This window comes from Aphanothece sacrum FPU1 (assembly GCF_003864295.1).
GTDB lineage: Bacteria > Cyanobacteriota > Cyanobacteriia > Cyanobacteriales > Microcystaceae > Aphanothece_B > Aphanothece_B sacrum.
Window position 1 is genome coordinate 212,921 of the sequence record NZ_BDQK01000005.1, and the last position, 15,945, is coordinate 228,865.

15 protein-coding genes, 1 tRNA gene and 2 pseudogenes are annotated in these 15,945 nt (G+C 35.4%); 7 read left to right on the forward strand and 11 right to left on the reverse strand.

The window, feature by feature from the left end:
- Nucleotides 1-66: 66 nt before the first annotated feature.
- From AsFPU1_RS07050 to ispD, 4 genes are all read left to right on the forward strand, one after another.
- Nucleotides 67-405, forward strand: coding sequence for a DUF2605 domain-containing protein (locus AsFPU1_RS07050; RefSeq protein WP_124971947.1), 339 nt, complete (start codon nucleotides 67-69; stop codon nucleotides 403-405).
- 498 nt (nucleotides 406-903) lie between these two features.
- Nucleotides 904-1,206, forward strand: coding sequence for a DUF2973 domain-containing protein (locus AsFPU1_RS07055; protein ID WP_124971945.1), 303 nt, complete (start codon nucleotides 904-906; stop codon nucleotides 1,204-1,206).
- 103 nt (nucleotides 1,207-1,309) lie between these two features.
- Nucleotides 1,310-1,957 carry a lysophospholipid acyltransferase family protein gene (locus AsFPU1_RS07060; protein WP_124971943.1) on the forward strand — a complete coding sequence of 216 codons (648 nt, stop codon included), beginning with the start codon at nucleotides 1,310-1,312 and terminating at the stop codon, nucleotides 1,955-1,957.
- A 36-nt stretch (nucleotides 1,958-1,993) separates the two neighbouring features.
- The gene (gene ispD, locus AsFPU1_RS07065) at nucleotides 1,994-2,683 is read left to right on the forward strand and encodes a 2-C-methyl-D-erythritol 4-phosphate cytidylyltransferase (protein WP_124971941.1); all 690 of its coding nucleotides are present in this window, start codon (nucleotides 1,994-1,996) and stop codon (nucleotides 2,681-2,683) included.
- Between the two features lies 1 nt (nucleotide 2,684).
- On the opposite strand, the gene AsFPU1_RS07070 is transcribed toward ispD, so the two are convergent.
- Nucleotides 2,685-3,302, reverse strand: a complete 618-nt coding sequence (locus tag AsFPU1_RS07070; protein WP_124971939.1) for a serine O-acetyltransferase — start codon at nucleotides 3,300-3,302, stop codon at nucleotides 2,685-2,687.
- Between the two features lie 82 nt (nucleotides 3,303-3,384).
- Here AsFPU1_RS07070 and AsFPU1_RS07075 point away from each other — a divergent pair, with 82 nt between their 5' ends.
- Nucleotides 3,385-4,380 (forward strand): glycosyltransferase, encoded by a 996-nt coding sequence (locus AsFPU1_RS07075; protein ID WP_497462949.1) that lies wholly within the window; start codon nucleotides 3,385-3,387, stop codon nucleotides 4,378-4,380.
- A 91-nt stretch (nucleotides 4,381-4,471) separates the two neighbouring features.
- Here the strand turns inward: AsFPU1_RS07075 and AsFPU1_RS07080 are convergent, their stop codons facing one another.
- The 4 genes and pseudogenes from AsFPU1_RS07080 to AsFPU1_RS07095 all read right to left on the reverse strand — a co-directional run bounded on the left by AsFPU1_RS07080 (nucleotide 4,472) and on the right by AsFPU1_RS07095 (nucleotide 6,262).
- Nucleotides 4,472-5,110, reverse strand: coding sequence for a PAP/fibrillin family protein (locus AsFPU1_RS07080; RefSeq protein WP_124971935.1), 639 nt, complete (start codon nucleotides 5,108-5,110; stop codon nucleotides 4,472-4,474).
- Between the two features lie 75 nt (nucleotides 5,111-5,185).
- Nucleotides 5,186-5,422: pseudogene (locus AsFPU1_RS07085) on the reverse strand (HEPN domain-containing protein); the annotation flags it as partial.
- Between the two features lie 50 nt (nucleotides 5,423-5,472).
- Nucleotides 5,473-6,018 (reverse strand): nucleotidyltransferase domain-containing protein, encoded by a 546-nt coding sequence (locus AsFPU1_RS22995; RefSeq protein WP_227873377.1) that lies wholly within the window; start codon nucleotides 6,016-6,018, stop codon nucleotides 5,473-5,475.
- Nucleotides 6,011-6,262, reverse strand: coding sequence for a hypothetical protein (locus AsFPU1_RS07095; RefSeq protein WP_124971933.1), 252 nt, complete (start codon nucleotides 6,260-6,262; stop codon nucleotides 6,011-6,013). The genes AsFPU1_RS22995 and AsFPU1_RS07095 overlap by 8 nt, the downstream gene beginning before the upstream one ends.
- A 213-nt stretch (nucleotides 6,263-6,475) precedes the next feature.
- Between AsFPU1_RS07095 and AsFPU1_RS07100 the strand changes: the two are divergent.
- Nucleotides 6,476-6,577: pseudogene (locus AsFPU1_RS07100) on the forward strand (IS1 family transposase); the annotation flags it as partial.
- Nucleotides 6,578-6,637: 60 nt separating this feature from the next.
- Here the strand turns inward: AsFPU1_RS07100 and AsFPU1_RS07105 are convergent.
- From AsFPU1_RS07105 to AsFPU1_RS07130, 6 genes are all read right to left on the reverse strand, one after another.
- Nucleotides 6,638-6,711 (reverse strand) — tRNA-Met (locus AsFPU1_RS07105).
- Between the two features lie 121 nt (nucleotides 6,712-6,832).
- A complete protein-coding gene (locus tag AsFPU1_RS07110) occupies nucleotides 6,833-8,992 on the reverse strand; it encodes a peptidoglycan DD-metalloendopeptidase family protein (protein WP_124972173.1) in 2,160 nt (719 codons plus the stop codon).
- Nucleotides 8,993-9,479: 487 nt separating this feature from the next.
- Entirely contained in the window at nucleotides 9,480-9,941 is a 462-nt protein-coding gene (gene trmL, locus AsFPU1_RS07115) for a tRNA (uridine(34)/cytosine(34)/5-carboxymethylaminomethyluridine(34)-2'-O)-methyltransferase TrmL (protein WP_124972171.1), read from the reverse strand.
- Between the two features lie 325 nt (nucleotides 9,942-10,266).
- A complete protein-coding gene (gshA, locus tag AsFPU1_RS07120) occupies nucleotides 10,267-11,409 on the reverse strand; it encodes a glutamate--cysteine ligase (protein WP_227873382.1) in 1,143 nt (380 codons plus the stop codon).
- 88 nt (nucleotides 11,410-11,497) lie between these two features.
- Nucleotides 11,498-12,967 carry a hypothetical protein gene (locus AsFPU1_RS07125; RefSeq protein ID WP_124971929.1) on the reverse strand — a complete coding sequence of 490 codons (1,470 nt, stop codon included), beginning with the start codon at nucleotides 12,965-12,967 and terminating at the stop codon, nucleotides 11,498-11,500.
- A 229-nt stretch (nucleotides 12,968-13,196) separates the two neighbouring features.
- Complete coding sequence (locus AsFPU1_RS07130; RefSeq protein WP_124971927.1) at nucleotides 13,197-13,829, reverse strand: transaldolase family protein; 633 nt, start codon at nucleotides 13,827-13,829, stop codon at nucleotides 13,197-13,199.
- A gap of 88 nt (nucleotides 13,830-13,917) precedes the next feature.
- Between AsFPU1_RS07130 and AsFPU1_RS07135 the strand changes: the two genes are divergently transcribed.
- Nucleotides 13,918-15,768: an ABC transporter ATP-binding protein gene (locus tag AsFPU1_RS07135; RefSeq protein ID WP_124971925.1), complete on the forward strand. Its 1,851-nt coding sequence runs from the start codon at nucleotides 13,918-13,920 to the stop codon at nucleotides 15,766-15,768.
- The last annotated feature ends 177 nt before the right edge of the window (nucleotides 15,769-15,945 follow it).

Consider the following 15,945-nt stretch of genomic DNA (forward strand, 5'->3'; position numbering starts at 1 on the left):
ATTTTATTTTGTTACAAAATCTAAAAAACGCTAAGATATATGAGAATATATAACACTTTTTTTTAAATGTCTAACTCTCCTATCCCAAAACAAGAACTCCTGAAAGCTGTCCTAGAGCCATTATTAGAGGATTTTGAATACTGGTTTACTCGCGCTCATAATTTATTAGAATCTGAGCGAATCTTATTTTTATCCGTAGAAGAACAGGCGGATTTGCTCGAAAGAGTTAAAATAAGAGAAAAAGAAGTAAAAACAGCTAAAATACTATTTAAGACGATGGGAGAAAAGGTGGGAATTGATACTTCTGTGTTAATTCATTGGCATAGCTTAGTTGCTCAATGTTGGCAAGTGTCGATGAAATGGAGATCATACTCAGAAAATACCCCTCCTTTTTCTGGATCTTAATGAAGATTACAATGATTCCAAAATTATCGGAAAATTGGGTTTAAAACCCCGTCGTTCTACGATGGTTTTTTTGTCTTTGATTAACTAAAACAAATTAATTTGTGTTAGTATATAGTTAGCGGTAAAGCGCACAAACAATAACTTGGAGTAGCTTCCCCAACTTTAGAACGTCGGAACAAATATCGCCCTAGAAAATGTAATGGTGACGCGGCTAGTAGGTTGAAGTTTGAAAACATGGCTAAACAAATAAATAGAATTTAGATCCGTTTGCGGTCGGTACGCCCGTTAACGTTAAACAAACAGCCCAGTAATGGCGTTCTAGCGGGGACTATTGCAGTCTAGTTAAGAGTCTATATGGGAATCCACTCGTATGCACGGCAGTGGAGGTTCAACTGACAATACTTGGTAAGCTAGTTAGATAAGCTAGAAAAAAACTTACCCATTTCATAATTTTGACTGACACCTCAAACCAGAGGTACTTTCTTCGGAGGACTTAAAATGTTACATCTAATTTACATTGTGGCATTCACAATCATTGCTTTTTTAGCTGTCAGTAATCTCATTCGTAGTTTAATTACAGTGAGTATGGACTCTCAACGAAACTATTCTAACCGGGGTGGGTCTTCACCCAACAGAGGGATAAATTCTCTTAACATTCATCCAGAATTATTAGATGAAAGAGGAAGACCAATTAATGAACCTTTATTAGTAATGCGTTCTGTTAGTGTAGAAGATGCCAGACAAAAACTAGATGCTTTATATAATTCTTCTCCCAATAAACCTCAAGAAAAGGAAGAATAAATTTAAGCATAATTAATTACAAACTACCCAGTATAGCAGCAGGGAATTCAACTTTTTGGGTTAACTAATCAATCCTTAATAATTAACAGAAATTATACCTAACATGACTCTTGGGGATTTTCGAGAAAGAGAACCAATTACTAACTTACTTCTTTACCATCTTTTCAGGGATTTTGTCATTGTCCCCCCCTTCTATACTTATTTTAAAGGACGGGTTTATGATAGCAAAAAAGTTCCCCAAACCAAACCACACATTGTTGTTAGTAACCACGCTAGTTATTTTGATCCTCTAATTATTTCTCATTCTGTGGGTCGTCCGGTTGCTTATATGGCCAAAGAAGAATTGTTTGATATTCCTTTGCTTAAACAATGGATGATGTTATATGGAGCTTATCCCGTTAAGCGAGAAACAGGCGATCGCGGTGCTATTCGTGCTGCGATCAATGCTTTGCAAAATGGTTGGATGGTAGGCATTTTTTTAGAAGGAACTCGTACTCCTGATGCTCGAATCAGTTATCCTAAACTGGGAGCAGCGATGATTGCTGCTAAAGCGCAAGTACCTTTACTTCCTATGTCTTTATGGGGAACTGAAAAGATTTTACAAAGTTCTTCTGTTCCTAAGTCGGTTCCCCTAACAGTTAGATTTGGAGAATTAATTGATCCTCCTACTTCAAGTAAACGAAAAGAACTCGAAAGTGTTACTCAAAAATGTGCCACCATTATCAATAGTTTACACGATTTAGGACGTTAATATTCTTGGTGATAATTGTTAATAAATAACCCAATTATGTATTTATTAATTCCTGCTGCGGGACTGGGAAAACGTATGGGGAGCGATCGCAATAAACTTCTCTTAAATTTATTAGGTAAACCCTTATTAGCTTGGACACTTTTGGCCGCTGAATCTTCTCATCAAATTCGTTGGATTGGTATCATTGGACAATCCTATGATTTCCCTGATTTTAAAGAAATTCTAGGGACTATTTCCCTGACTAAACCAGTGGTATTAATTCAAGGGGGAGACACTCGTCAAGAATCGGTTTATAATGGGTTACAAGCACTACCAAAAGAGGCAAAATTCGTTTTAATTCATGATGGAGCAAGATGTTTAGCGACTCCTAATTTATTTGATAGTTGTGGGGAAATTTTATTAACTTGTCCCGGTTTAATTGCAGCTATTCCTGTTAAAGATACAATAAAAATTGTTAATAATAATAATTTAATTGAAGCTACTCCTAATCGTTCTCAATTATGGGCCGCTCAAACCCCGCAAGGGTTTGAGGTCAAATTATTAAAAGATTGTCATGAAAAAGGCCGAGAGTTAGAGTGGGAAGTAACTGATGATGCTGCTCTATTTGAAAAGTGTCAGTTACCAGTCAAAATTGTAGCAGGAGAAGAAACTAATTTAAAAGTAACAACTCCCGTAGATTTAGCGATCGCAGAATTTATTTTACGTCAAAGATTAGGAATAAACTAAATTATAATTCTTCTTTAACTTTGACTCCATCTCGTTTAATAATATAAGCAGGAACTCCTACAACAATACAATTATCGGGTACATTTTTAATAACAACAGCATTTGCTCCTACTGTTACATTATCTCCTATTTTAATATTACCAATTACCTTAGCTCCGGCTGTAATTCTAACATTATTACCAATATTCGGTCGTCCTGTTTTATCCTTATAACCAATGGTTACTTGTTGATTAATCCAACAATTTGCGCCTATATCTGCCATAATAATTGTGCTAAATCCATGTTGAATAAATAAACCTGGCCCAATATTACAACTATTATCTAAAAAGAAATAGGGACAGTCTCGATAGATTATTTTTAATAAATACATCCAAAATCTACCGCTAAAATTACCTTTAAATAGTCTAAAATAATAAAGATTACGAAATTCTGATGCTTCTTTTAAAAGAGCTAATAATTGAATATAAATAGTTCTTTTTTCCCAAGATAAACATTCTCTCCATCTTTCTACATCAGCAATAATAATCTCTTTTTGATCTGTTAATAAAAAAGGAATTAATAGAGGAGACATCATCAAAATTCCTAAAAAAAAGAAAATTTGTCTAATAAACTGTTTCATTGTGACTCAAAAAATGTTAAATTACAAACTGAGTTGATTATACGGATAATCTATCTCATAATCAACCTATTCATTACTGAATCTGTTCTACTCTATGTTAAATTCAACAGAACAGTTAGCAACTCAATCATCTTTTTTTCCTCAAGTATCCGTCATCATTCCTATTTATAACGGTGAGGAAGATTTATCCGATTTAATTAATTGTCTGCGATCGCAAACTTATCCTAACAGTAAAATTGAGTATCTTTTAGTTAATAATAATAGCAATGATAACACATCTAAGATATTAGGAGAAAATGTTATTGAGATGACAGAAATAGGAATTAATCTAAAAGTATTAAATGAGAATAAAATTCAAAGTTCTTATGCGGCCCGTAACCAAGGGATTCGTCATGCAACTGGGGAAATTTTAGCCTTTACGGATGCTGATTGTCGTCCCATACCTAATTGGATAGAAGAATTAGTTAAACCTTTTATGGACGAAAAAGTAGGGATTGTGGTAGGAGAATTAACCGCATTGCCAGGAGAAAGTTTATGGGAAAAATATGCTGAACGTTACGAAGTAATGTCACAAAAATTTCTTTTAGAACATCCTTTTCTTCCCTATGGACAAACAGCTAATTTAGGAATTCGTTACAAAATTTTTCAAGAAGTTGGGTTATTTCGTCCTTATTTAACGACGGGTGGGGATGCCGATATTTGTTGGCGAATTCAACAAAAGACTAACTGGAAAATTGGGGTTTCTCCTCAAGCTATTATTCGTCATCGTCATCGTTCTAGCTTAAAAGAATTTCAAAGTCAATTTAGACGTTATGGTTGTTCTAATCGTTATTTACATGACTTATATGATGTAAATTTAATGCCAGAATTTACTATAAAAGAAGCTAGTTATCGTTTAGGTAGTTGGTTATTTAAAGATATACCGAAAAACATGATTAAATTAATAATGGGAAAAGCTACCCCTTTAGATTTAATTAAAACTCCTATTGATTTAATCAGATTTCAAGCAAGAAGTCAAGGACAAAAAGAAGCACAACTTCCTGAAAATGCTAAAGAAATTGAGTGGTTATCAAATTAAATTAATAATTATCAACTCATGTTATTATTATTTAAAGTTTGGTATAATTAGTTTAACCAAGCTAAACTAAGTTTATAATGAAAATAACCAACTAAACTTTAGATAAAATGTATAAACCACCGTCTCCTCCTCGTCCAATGCGTAAATTTTCATCAAGATAAGTAATATTAAAAGTAGGAATTCTTTGGGGAGGATTACGGGCCGGAACTACTTTAAAAGGAGAGAGTTTAGGAGTAGGAATTTGACCAATTTTTTCAATGGATAAGTAACGTTTATCAAAATTAATATTAAGTTTTTGATTAGGGAGGGGACAACCATTCTCTTTAGCAGGTTCAAAAGTAGCGGTAACTAAGACATTACCTGAAAGTAATCTTAAACTATGTTGTACAAAAGCTTGATTAAAAAAAGATTTAGTTTTGAGGTCAATAACTTGATAAACTGCCCCCACTTGAAAGCCATATTTAAGAGAAGTTAAAGCACGAATTTCTCTAGAAGTAGAGTATTCTAATTTCCAAATACCATCTAATAGATTAACTGCATAGAGTAAGGGATATAAATTAGGATTTTTTGCTTCTACACATTGGGTTAAATATTCAATTTCTTTAGCTACTTTATCATTTAATTTAACATTGGTAAGAGGGGAACCCCGTTTAATTTGACCAGGGGTTTTAAGTTTTTCAATAGTGGTGAGAAGTTTTTGTTTAAGATTAACAGTTTCGGGAATATTCATATTAGATACTATGGGGGTTAAATATTGTTGTCAATCAACACATAGCCATCATAACTAAAAATTGACAGTTTTATTTTAAGATAAGTATAAAATAATGCTTTGTATAAAAAAATTGGCATCTTTTAATATTTCTTGACATTCGGCAAAAACAAAACTAACACTTTCATTATAATCGCTTAATTGCTGTATTAATCCTCGGTGAGTATAAGGATTAATTGCTTTAGATTCTAAAATCGCTTGAGTAGCATAATATATTCCATAATAAGCGCGAGAAATAGAAGCACGGTAACGATGATTATTGAGTAATAATTCTGCTGTTTGTAGTTCTTAATTGGCTAAATTGAGTAATTTTTGAAGGCGATTCATATCATTAAACCTTCTTTTCTAATATTCTTTAATAATGGGGTAGATTGAGATAAATATGTCTCTTCAGAGATGGGAAAAATAGAAATTAATTCATCATATTTTAAACTCAATTCTGTGGTAACTTCTCCCATTCTCTTAATTTCATCATAGGACGATATTTTACCTTTAAGAACAACCATAATATCTATATCAGAATTTTGGTTTGCTGTTCCTCTTGCTTGTGAACCATATAAGATAATATAAACTAAGCGATCGCAGTATAAGTCATTTAATACTTGATGCAATTCTTGTAATAATGGGTTAAGTTTAGGTGAAGTTAGCATTTCCATATAAGTAATTAATTGATTTTTTCTTTCTGGAGATAAATAACGATCAAATTTAGGACGGTTTATTACTTCAATTAATTCTATAAATATTGAATTAGAGAGTAAAACTAGACCTAAATCTTGAGATTTATCTAATGCTTGTCGAGGTTTACTACCAACAAATAGAAAGGCACTCACGAAAACATTAACATCAATTACAAAGTATTTTTCAGTCATCTGTTTCTGATAAAATAGCCTCTAAAATCTCAGGTGTTAATCCATTTGCTTGTGCTTCTTGACTCGATTTATCCATTGTTTCTCTAAATTTTTTTAGTTTTTGTTGTCGAGATTCCATTATTTGTAATTGTAATAATGCTGATATTTTTAACTGTAGTTGTTCTTGTTCTTCTTGACTCGCTTGGCGATATATTTGGGCGATTTCTGATGATACTTTAATGGTAATTTCTTCTTGCTTAATCATCGTTTTACTCTTTAATATATTTAGATTATAGCATAAAATTAGACAAATTATTCACTACTATCTAGTTTAACCCCTAATTCCCCTAATTGCTCATTTATCCATTAGGTAAATGCAGATAAATATTTTGTTATTAAGGAAATAAAATAATAAATACGGTAGTAGTAAATATGTGGTGATAAAGGAAATTAGTTAATTTTAAAATGTTGATTTTTTGTTAGAAAGACTTTATCTTTCTCTAAAAAAATAGAAAATCATATCGGAGCTATCTGGAATTTTATTCATCATTATAATTTGGCGATCGCCTGTAAATTATAACATCACTACTTTTACAGGACTACCCGAAAGACAAATCATTAGTTAATGTACAATTTTAAGTGGCTCGAGGCAGATTTGAACTGCCGACCTTGGGCTTATGAGTCCCCTGCTCTAACCAACTGAGCTACCAAGCCATATTTTTTTCACCTTTTCTAGTATACAACACAATCAACAAAATGACTCACCTTTCCCAAAAAAATCAGAGGGAGATATCCCTCTGAAAATAAGACAACTTGACTCAATAACTAAGCTCAATCACGAACCTCGGTCTTTAGGCAAAAAGGCAATCGGATTGACCGCTCCACTGCCACCAGGATGAACCTCAAAATGTAAATGAGGGCCGGTACTGCGTCCGGTACTTCCCATTAGAGAAATTTGTTCACCTTGCTCTACCATTTGTCCACGACGAACTAAAATGCGGCTATTGTGGGCATAAAGGGTGACACTTCCGTCAGCATGACGGATTTTAACCAAATTGCCATAACCACCCGAATTCCATCCCGCCGAGATGACCTCACCTGGGGCCGCTGCCATGATTGGTGTGCCGATAGGAGCCGCAATATCAATGCCTCTGTGCATTCTGCCCCAACGGCGACCATATCCAGAAGTAAGCACCCCTTTAGTGGGCCAAATATAGCCCGTAAACTGCATGGGGCCATTCGGTAAATAATTATCAGGAGAGGATAACGGGGGTAAATCAGGCCCAACGTTAGTACCGACAGGAATTTGGAACGCCTCATTATACTCTTGAGCATCACTTGGAGCAGTCCCAATTATTTGAGGTGGTGCTGAGGGTAACTGTCGTGTAGTCCGACGGGTAGGTTGAGCAAATGTCGATTGACGTTGGCGATCGCTATCCCATTCAGGATTTAAGGATTCCCCCACTACTGTATCAGTGGAATTGTCTTGAGCATCAGGATTAACCTCAATAGCTATAGATTGAGGATTTTGACCATAATCTTGCTCAAGATTAGCCATATCCCTTCTGAGTTTTTCCGTGTAGGAGTCAGGGGCCGCACTAACGGAAATTTCAAGAGTGTTAGTCTGCTGTTGAGGGAGACGGTTGTCTTCAAAACGACTGGTGGGGCCCTCACTGACCGTATTAAAAGAACTTAAGGGTCTGCCTAAAGGAGTTAACCGGGAGGGAGTTCGTTGAGCTTGAGCAAAAGAGCCACGCTGAGGAATCACCAAACTTTGATAAACTTTAATCTTATTCGGATTGGTGATACCGTTAGCGCGAATTAGTTCAGCCGAAGACAACCCATGACGACGGGCGATACTGTTAAGAGTATCTCCAGGCTTGATTTGATAGAATTTTTGGCTAACAGGTGCAATTACTCTAGGTTGACGAATAACTGCAGGTTCTCTAAATGAGGACGGCTCAGAATTGACATCAATTTCTTGAGGCGAAGGAGAAGTATTAAAAGCCGATGACTCAGCAGAATTAATCGGTGTTTGGGAGGGAACCACCGGAATAGAAATAGGTTGCTCAAAGTCTGCTCTGGCGGTTTTTTGCGAATTTGCCGGAGGAACTGAGGGTAATTCAGGCAAAGAGGAGGTAATTGGACTCGACTCTTGTACCTCGGAAGGAGCTAGAGAAGAAGCATTTGCTCTCAGATTCGATTCTGAAGATTTAATAACCGTTGTAGAGGGTTTAACTCTTGAGGAACGAGAAGGGCTGGAAATAACTCGTTTTTCAGTTTCCGCCGGATAGACGGGGATTTCAATGGCCTCAGTGACAATATTCTGGGCGACTACTGTTCTATCTTGAGGAGCCACTTCTACAGGATTTAAGGATTGACTCACATCAGATACATTGCTCGCTGACTCAATATGAGGGTTAGATTTTTCTGTCTTAAGCTCCGCTAGGCTCTCTTTTAGACGCTTGCGAGTTTCTCGTAAATGATCGAGAGATGTATTGAGGGGTTTTGACGCAATAGCCTCAGATTGAGGAGCATTGGCTACAATTTGTCGAACTGGGGCCACTAACTTCTCAACCGCAGGAATTCTAATGGTTTGCCCTGGCATTAAAGCTGTTGTCACAGATATCTGATTGCTGTTGGCGATCGCCTGGGGTTCTACCTGATATTCTTGGGCTAATTGGTTAATAGACTCTCCCTGTTGAACTTTATGGAGAGCTAAAGGAGCTTCCTGACTCAGACTCGACACTTGGTCAGCATCAGACGAAGCAGGAAGGGTCGCAATTGATGGATTAGCTGAGATGGTATCGGCTGCCATTGCTGCTTTACTTTGGGCTAACAACATTCCCGTAGCACTCATGGAAATGGCTAGTCCAATCATGGCTGCAGAACGACGCACCCGACCATAACTGTCCTGAATTGTCTGTTTATCTTGCGCTTCCTCTGAAATGGACTCTACTGGTGCAATAGTACAGTCGGCGAGACAAGAGGAAATTGCTTGTACCTTCTGTGTAAATGTGTCTTTCAAAAAAAACCTCCTAGTGTGTGAACGAGCGATTAGTAACTAATGAGTCCGGTGGAGTTGTCTTGATTGTGAGCAGAGCTTCTCAAAAAAAGTGTTAACCCAGATCGCTGGTTAAGTCAATATATATATTTGGTTGCCATGTTATGAAAGAGTAACCTGTTTTGTCAATTTTAGACAAGTTGCAAATCATGGTTATTGGCTTGAGTGACCTTTTATCCCTAGTTGGTCGGGTGCGAGTCCGTAGACGGCCTGAGTTTGCGGAAGGTTTCCTTTTGTTGAAATGATAGTTTGTTCTCCATAAACATTTATCAGCAGATTTTCCCTGAAATATAGACAGGGAGAGGTTTTTCCCCTTATTAATTTTTATTAACTTTTTTGTCTCAATTTTACAAAATAATTGATAGGAATTTCTTATGAATTAACCTTTTTAGAATGAATTTCTGGAAGTTAATACCCTCTAACCTAGATTGGGCAACTGTCTCAGGGCTTCAAATAAACCAATGCCCACGCTAACAGATAAATTTAAACTGCGAATATTTGGATTAGTAATAGGAATATAAAGGGTATTATCACAAGCAGTTAAGAGAGATTGGGGTAATCCTTCTGTCTCAGAGCCAAATAAGAGCCAATCTCCCTCTTGAAAGCTGAATTTTGTATAACAATCCTTACCTCTGACACTAAATCCTAGTAACCTTCCCCCTCGCTGTTGACAATGCTTGATAAATTCTTCTACATCCCCATGATAGTGGAGTTTTACCTGGGGCCAATAATCTAATCCGGCTCGTTTGAGGTAGCGATCGCTTAATTCAAAGCCTAATGGTGCGACTAAGTGCAATTCTGTGCCAGTTGCAGCACAAGTTCGGGCAATATTTCCTGTATTTGGGGGTATTTGGGGGTTAACTAAAACAACTCTAACCATAAAAATAGATAATTTTTGTTTATCAATCAGAATCAAGTTCTGAATCATTAGATTTTCTTAATTGATCAAATTTGATTCATTGTTAATAATTATCTATTGAATCTCAGATCCATCAAATTAACAGGACTTAAGCACCAGAACACTTATAGCAACATTTTAGAGCGAAGTGTATAAAAAGTTACAATTTAAATTTTATTAGTTTTTGCGGCAAAATTCATTGTACAGCCAGGGCGAGTTTTGATATAGTAGGGGCGGGTTGATCTAGTTTTTTGTGAGAATCTAGGAGTTATGTAAAAAACCCGCCCCTACGAATTTTAAACTTTACTTATGCTGCTAAGAGAGACTCACATAATTTGTCTTCTAAGTCTTCTTCGAGTTGAGCAACTTTGTCGATTTCTTGAGTTATAATAGAGGGGATATCCTGAGCCATCTCATATTGTCTCAACCACTGTTGAGCAAGATTCCCTTGTCGTAAAATCTTTTTCAGGGGACTGAGAAAACAACTAAAACCTGCTTGTTTAGCAAAAGGCCACACTTCTTGATACAGTTCTTCTATCCAATCTTGAGCTAAAATTTCTCGACCATCTTGCCAATGATGGAGAGTTGCTCCTAAACTAGACATGGCTGCAGAAATTTCATTGCGATCGCTTATTTCTAACAATTCTTCAGAGGATAACTGACTCTGTTGTAAAGGATCAAGATCGGGCTGATGAATTAATTGTAATAAACGAGCTTCTAATAAGGCAATAACCGATAATAAGGCAATGGGGTCTACAATTAGGTCACATATTCTCAATTCTAAGCGATTGAGATTATAAGGACGATTATCTCCATTAGGACGGACAGATACCCACAAATGGCGCACATTTTGCATGGTTTGTAGCACTAACTGTTCTTCTGTCCATTGGATAAAATGAGAATGACTCTCAAACAGAGGAACATGCTTAGGGGTTTTGGGAAATAAATGCCAACGGGTAGAATGAGATCCGGTTATTTCTCCATCTAAAAAGGGAGAAGATGCACTCAAAGCTAGATATAAAGGAGCTTCCACTCGTACTAATCTGCAAGCCCTCATTAAAATTTCGGGATCACTAATACCAACATTAAGATGAACACTTGCAGTAACTACCTTAGTGCCGTAAGTTTTTTCAATATAAGTATGATAAGGATTTTGGGGATCGGAACGATAAAATTGACGGCTATCGCCCAAAGAGAGGGTACTTCCCGGTATTAGGGTATAATTGCCAATTTTTTGTAAATACTGTCTTAAATTGCGTCTAGGACGCACTAGGGCGCACAATAGACGATCATAAGAAGATAGGGGGGCTGTTGTATATTCAACGTTGCGATTATCGGGTTCTCTGACAAATCCGTCCAAGTCTTTGGTGATACGATCAGATAACCCTACAATCTTTCCTTGAGGGGTTCCTGTATACATTTCTACTTCAACGCCTTTTGATAATCGTATCATTTTACCTCAGTATGACTAGGCACTGACCCTAGTTTCTTATTCTCTATTATCCGTTATCGGGTCGCTTAGTTGTACTTGACAGTTTTCATTCTTGGTCTAATTCTGGTAATTTTAAGAGCATCCCTGCAATGAACCAATAATAAACCGCTACTGGATCAACGGCTAAGGGATAATAGTAAGGATTATAGCTCATAAATAGAATGAAGACCCATAAACATAATCCGAGGCCACGTAATTGAGGATTTTTTAAGGAACGATAAGCTTTAAATGTTAAAACAGTTAAAGTTGTTACCACGCATAAAAATGCTATAAATCCTAAAATTCCTATCTCATAAATAACTTTAACATAAAAGATTTCAATCAATTGAATTTGTCCCAAATTACGAGCCGCACTAGCTGTTTTTCCTAATCCATACCCTAAGAATTCTACTCGATCATCTGCTAACCATTGGAATTGCTCAAACATAAATTTTTCGGGAGGGGAATACTGCCAACGGCGAATAAAATCTATAATTGCTTCTTGGACTATGCCAAATTGACTAATTATAATAATGCTTAAAAAAGCAATAATTCCTAACTTAATGGAAATTTTTTTGTTTTGATTTTTTGTTAATAATAATAACATTAAATAAATAATAGGAACTAATAATAAAGCGGTTCTTTGACCTGAAATCAAAGTAGCTATTAAGACAGTAGTAATTGCACTCCAACTGACCATCCGCCAGGGGAAAGAAGATTCATTAATACTCATTCCATAACTAATAAAACTACTAGCAATTAGAAACCAAGACCATTGCCAAGGAGAGACAAAAGTTCCCGGAAGTCGAATTAAGTTTAACTGAGGATTATATAATAATGAGCCTCCTACAAAACACTGAGCTTGTAAACTTGCTTTATTTGCGGCAGATGCTTCTAATCCTGTATTACCAGCACAAATACCAGTTATTAATAATAAATATTGAATCAAACATAAACTACAAACTATTAAAATTACTGTTAATAATACTCGATTTAAGTAAAGTAATTTTTCTTGAGTATTAATCCAATAATAACCGCAAATAATTAAGGGAATATAGCTTAAAAATATTTTCACTCCTACCAGTCCCATCATATAAGTTTTTTCTGGTAAATTAATTAAGAAAAATGTCAATACAACACTAATAATTAATAGGCCAATAGCTATTAATAAAGGTTTAATTTTAGGCAAAAGTTGAGGCCAAGCTTTAGCACTAATAATAATCCCTAATAATGCTGGAAAATAAAACCCATCTTTTGCTAAATGAAAGACTGCATAGGAAGGAGTATAAGCAACTTTTCCTCCGACTGCCTTAAAAACTCCTGCCACAGCATAAGTCATTGTTCCAGCAAAGGGAAGATAAATTAAAAATGCTAATAGTCCCCAACGGGGAAAAAGATAAGCTAAGACTACACAAGGAACTAATAACATAGTCATTATTGCTCCTTTCCAACCAACAAATAAAACCAAACAAAAACTAATAAAAATTGTAGTAAATATAGTGGCAATAATAACAATGAGTTTTGTTTCAGAATTCATAATGTTCTACCGACTAATTGGGAAAAAATATATAAGTAAGTTACCATATTTAAAATGTCTTAGTATGATTTGATTGTGTTGAGTTTTGGGTTTTTGATGTTGGGTTTCGTATCTCAACCCAACCTACAAATTATTACTGGCGTTGCTGATTGATGGTATGATTTGTATCTCGCGCAAAGAATCGACGCAAAGAATGGTTGTTTCCTACTCTGATTGCTGCAACGCCTTATTACTTAATTCCCATACCTTTTTCATTAAATTCAGTGACTGTTTGTTCAGATAATTCATGAGTTGTCATAGCGGCTAAAATAGGTAAGGGTAAAGTTAAATGATGGGCCCCTGCTAACAAGGCAGAAGCCGCTTCTTCTGGGGATTTCAAACTAGCAGCTAAAATTTCTGTCTCACTGCCTTCGAGTAACTGTGACATTTGTTTAACTAAGGCTAACCCATCCCCTAAAAGTTTGGTAGCTCGATTAACATAAGCAATAGCATATTTGGCCCCGCATTCTTTAGCAATAACGGTTTGTGCTGCACTATAAATAGCGGTTACAGCGCAAGAAATCTCACTAGAAAGTTTAGCTGTAACTTGAAACCCGATGGCAGTTGCAGGAATTTTTAAGACGGTTTTAGAACCAATTATTTCGTAAGCTCGTCTACCTTCAGCTACCATTAAGTCAAACTCAGTTGTTGTCAATTGATAATATAGTTCTCCTGGACTGATTTGAGCGAGTTGTTTTAGGGTATCTTCAGGGGATAACTCACTTTTGGCTAATAGAGTAGGATTAGTAGTGATTCCTTTTACCCATCCCCAAGGGATAATGGTTTGAGCTTCTTTGATAATGGCAGAGTCAAGATAAAGCATGAATTTTAAATTAAAACTATCTTATTATATTGTAGTTAATATACAAGGAATTTGTTAAAATTGCCGTAAACCTAAACAGATTAAAGTTATGAGTGATATTATTCTTGATGTTTCTAATCTTCGTGTTGAGTTTCCCGTAGAAGGAAAATCTGATTCTATTGTAGCAGTTGATGGCATTAGTTTTCAACTAGAAAGAGGGCAAATATTGGGGATTGTGGGAGAGTCTGGCTCAGGAAAATCAGTCACTTCTTTAGCTATTATGGGGTTAATTCAAGCTCCTGGCAAGATTACCAATGGAGCGATTAATTTTCAAACTCTTAAGGAACAAAAAGATTTAACTAAATTAGAGATAAAACACTGGAAAAATTACCGAGGCAAAGAAATTGCCATGATTTTTCAAGAGCCAATGAGTTCTTTTAATCCCGTTTATACCATTGGTTATCAACTGATGGAAGCTATTCAACTTCATGAACCTAATATTACACCAATCCTGGCCAAAGATCGAGCAGTTTATCGGCTTCAGCAAGTGAAAGTTTTAGCAAGTGATCAACAATTAGAAGATAAATATTTAACGGAATGTATCGAGCAGCCAAAAAAATCTAAAAATTCTATTACAGAACAGATAAAAGAGTATATTCAAGAACAAAAAGAGGCTTTTTTAAAGCGATATCCTCATGAACTTTCCGGAGGACAATTACAACGGGTAATGATTGCCATGGCCATTTCTTGTAACCCCAAAATTTTACTAGCTGATGAACCGACAACTGCTCTGGATGTAACTGTTCAAAAAGGTATTTTAAGCTTATTACGGAATCTTTGTAAAGAAGAAAATGTGTCAATGATTTTTATCTCTCATGATTTAGGGGTAATTAATGAAATTGCTGATTCTGTGACAGTTATGTATAAAGGAAAGATTGTAGAACAAGGGAATAAAGAACAGATTTTACACGCTCCTCAACACCCTTATACTAAAGGTTTATTAGCTTGTCGTCCCCGGTTACATCCTCAACTCGAAAAATTGCCAACAGTGGGAGATTTTCTGGAGCAAAGTACACCGATTCAATATAGAATTATTTCTCTCGAAGAAGAACAAATACGTACTCAGACAATATTACAACAACCAGATTCTTTACTATCTGTTAAAAACCTAACAGTTGAATTTTATAAATCAGGAGTTTTTGGAGTTAAGACTAATAATTTTAAGGCAGTTAATGATATTAGTTTTGATGTCTATCCGGGAGAAACATTAGGATTAGTTGGAGAATCAGGATGTGGTAAATCAACTTTAGCGAGAACGATTTTACGTTTAATTACTGCGACCAAAGGAGAAATTAATTTTAATGGAGATAATATTGCGAAACTTTCGAGCGGTAATCAAAAGTTAAGAGGTTTACGTCGAGAAATGCAAATAGTTTTCCAAAATCCTTATAATTCTCTTAATCCTCGGTTAAGTATTGGTCAAGCTATTATGGAACCTATGATAATTCATAAAACAGGAGGAAATGATAGTAAAAGAAAAGAAAGAGTCTCCTATCTTTTAGAAAGAGTGGGATTAAATCCCGATAATTTTAATCGTTATCCTCACGAATTTTCTGGAGGACAAAGACAAAGAGTTTGTATTGCTAGAGCATTATCTCTTAATCCTCGTTTTATAATTTGTGATGAGTCTGTTTCAGCTTTAGATGTATCTGTGCAAGCTCAAGTTTTGAATTTGTTAAAAGATTTACAACAAGAATTTAAGTTAACTTATATCTTTATTTCTCATGATTTAAGTGTAGTAAGATTTATGAGCGATCGCATTATGGTAATGAATAAAGGACAAATAGAAGAAATAAATTCTGCTGATAAAATTATTAATAATCCTCAGAAAGAATACACCAAAAAATTAATTGATTCTATTCCTCACTTCCCAGAAAATTTATCTTGGTTAAATAGGTAAGTTGTCTAAGTTCAAAATCGATCATTGGAAAATACCTAAAATCTAATATATTATTTTTATCTATTGTTAGATAAAATTGCTCATTGAATTTATTAGAGAATATCTTTATAATGATAGCATCTTTATTTTACTATTAGCTCAATCTCTCCCGTTTAATTAATTGACCCAACAGTGGAT

Excerpts from the sequence above, each read along its gene's own strand:
- AsFPU1_RS07050 (WP_124971947.1), top strand. The coding sequence starts at position 67 with ATGTCTAACTCTCCTATCCCAAAACAAGAACTCCTGAAAGCTGTCCTA.
- AsFPU1_RS07055 (WP_124971945.1), top strand. The coding sequence starts at position 904 with ATGTTACATCTAATTTACATTGTGGCATTCACAATCATTGCTTTTTTA.
- AsFPU1_RS07060 (WP_124971943.1), top strand. The coding sequence starts at position 1,310 with ATGACTCTTGGGGATTTTCGAGAAAGAGAACCAATTACTAACTTACTT.
- ispD (WP_124971941.1), top strand. The coding sequence starts at position 1,994 with ATGTATTTATTAATTCCTGCTGCGGGACTGGGAAAACGTATGGGGAGC.
- AsFPU1_RS07070 (WP_124971939.1), bottom strand. The coding sequence starts at position 3,302 with ATGAAACAGTTTATTAGACAAATTTTCTTTTTTTTAGGAATTTTGATG.
- AsFPU1_RS07080 (WP_124971935.1), bottom strand. The coding sequence starts at position 5,110 with ATGAATATTCCCGAAACTGTTAATCTTAAACAAAAACTTCTCACCACT.
- AsFPU1_RS22995 (WP_227873377.1), bottom strand. The coding sequence starts at position 6,018 with ATGACTGAAAAATACTTTGTAATTGATGTTAATGTTTTCGTGAGTGCC.
- AsFPU1_RS07095 (WP_124971933.1), bottom strand. The coding sequence starts at position 6,262 with ATGATTAAGCAAGAAGAAATTACCATTAAAGTATCATCAGAAATCGCC.
- trmL (WP_124972171.1), bottom strand. The coding sequence starts at position 9,941 with ATGGTTAGAGTTGTTTTAGTTAACCCCCAAATACCCCCAAATACAGGA.
- AsFPU1_RS07125 (WP_124971929.1), bottom strand. The coding sequence starts at position 12,967 with ATGAATTCTGAAACAAAACTCATTGTTATTATTGCCACTATATTTACT.
- AsFPU1_RS07130 (WP_124971927.1), bottom strand. The coding sequence starts at position 13,829 with ATGCTTTATCTTGACTCTGCCATTATCAAAGAAGCTCAAACCATTATC.
- AsFPU1_RS07135 (WP_124971925.1), top strand. The coding sequence starts at position 13,918 with ATGAGTGATATTATTCTTGATGTTTCTAATCTTCGTGTTGAGTTTCCC.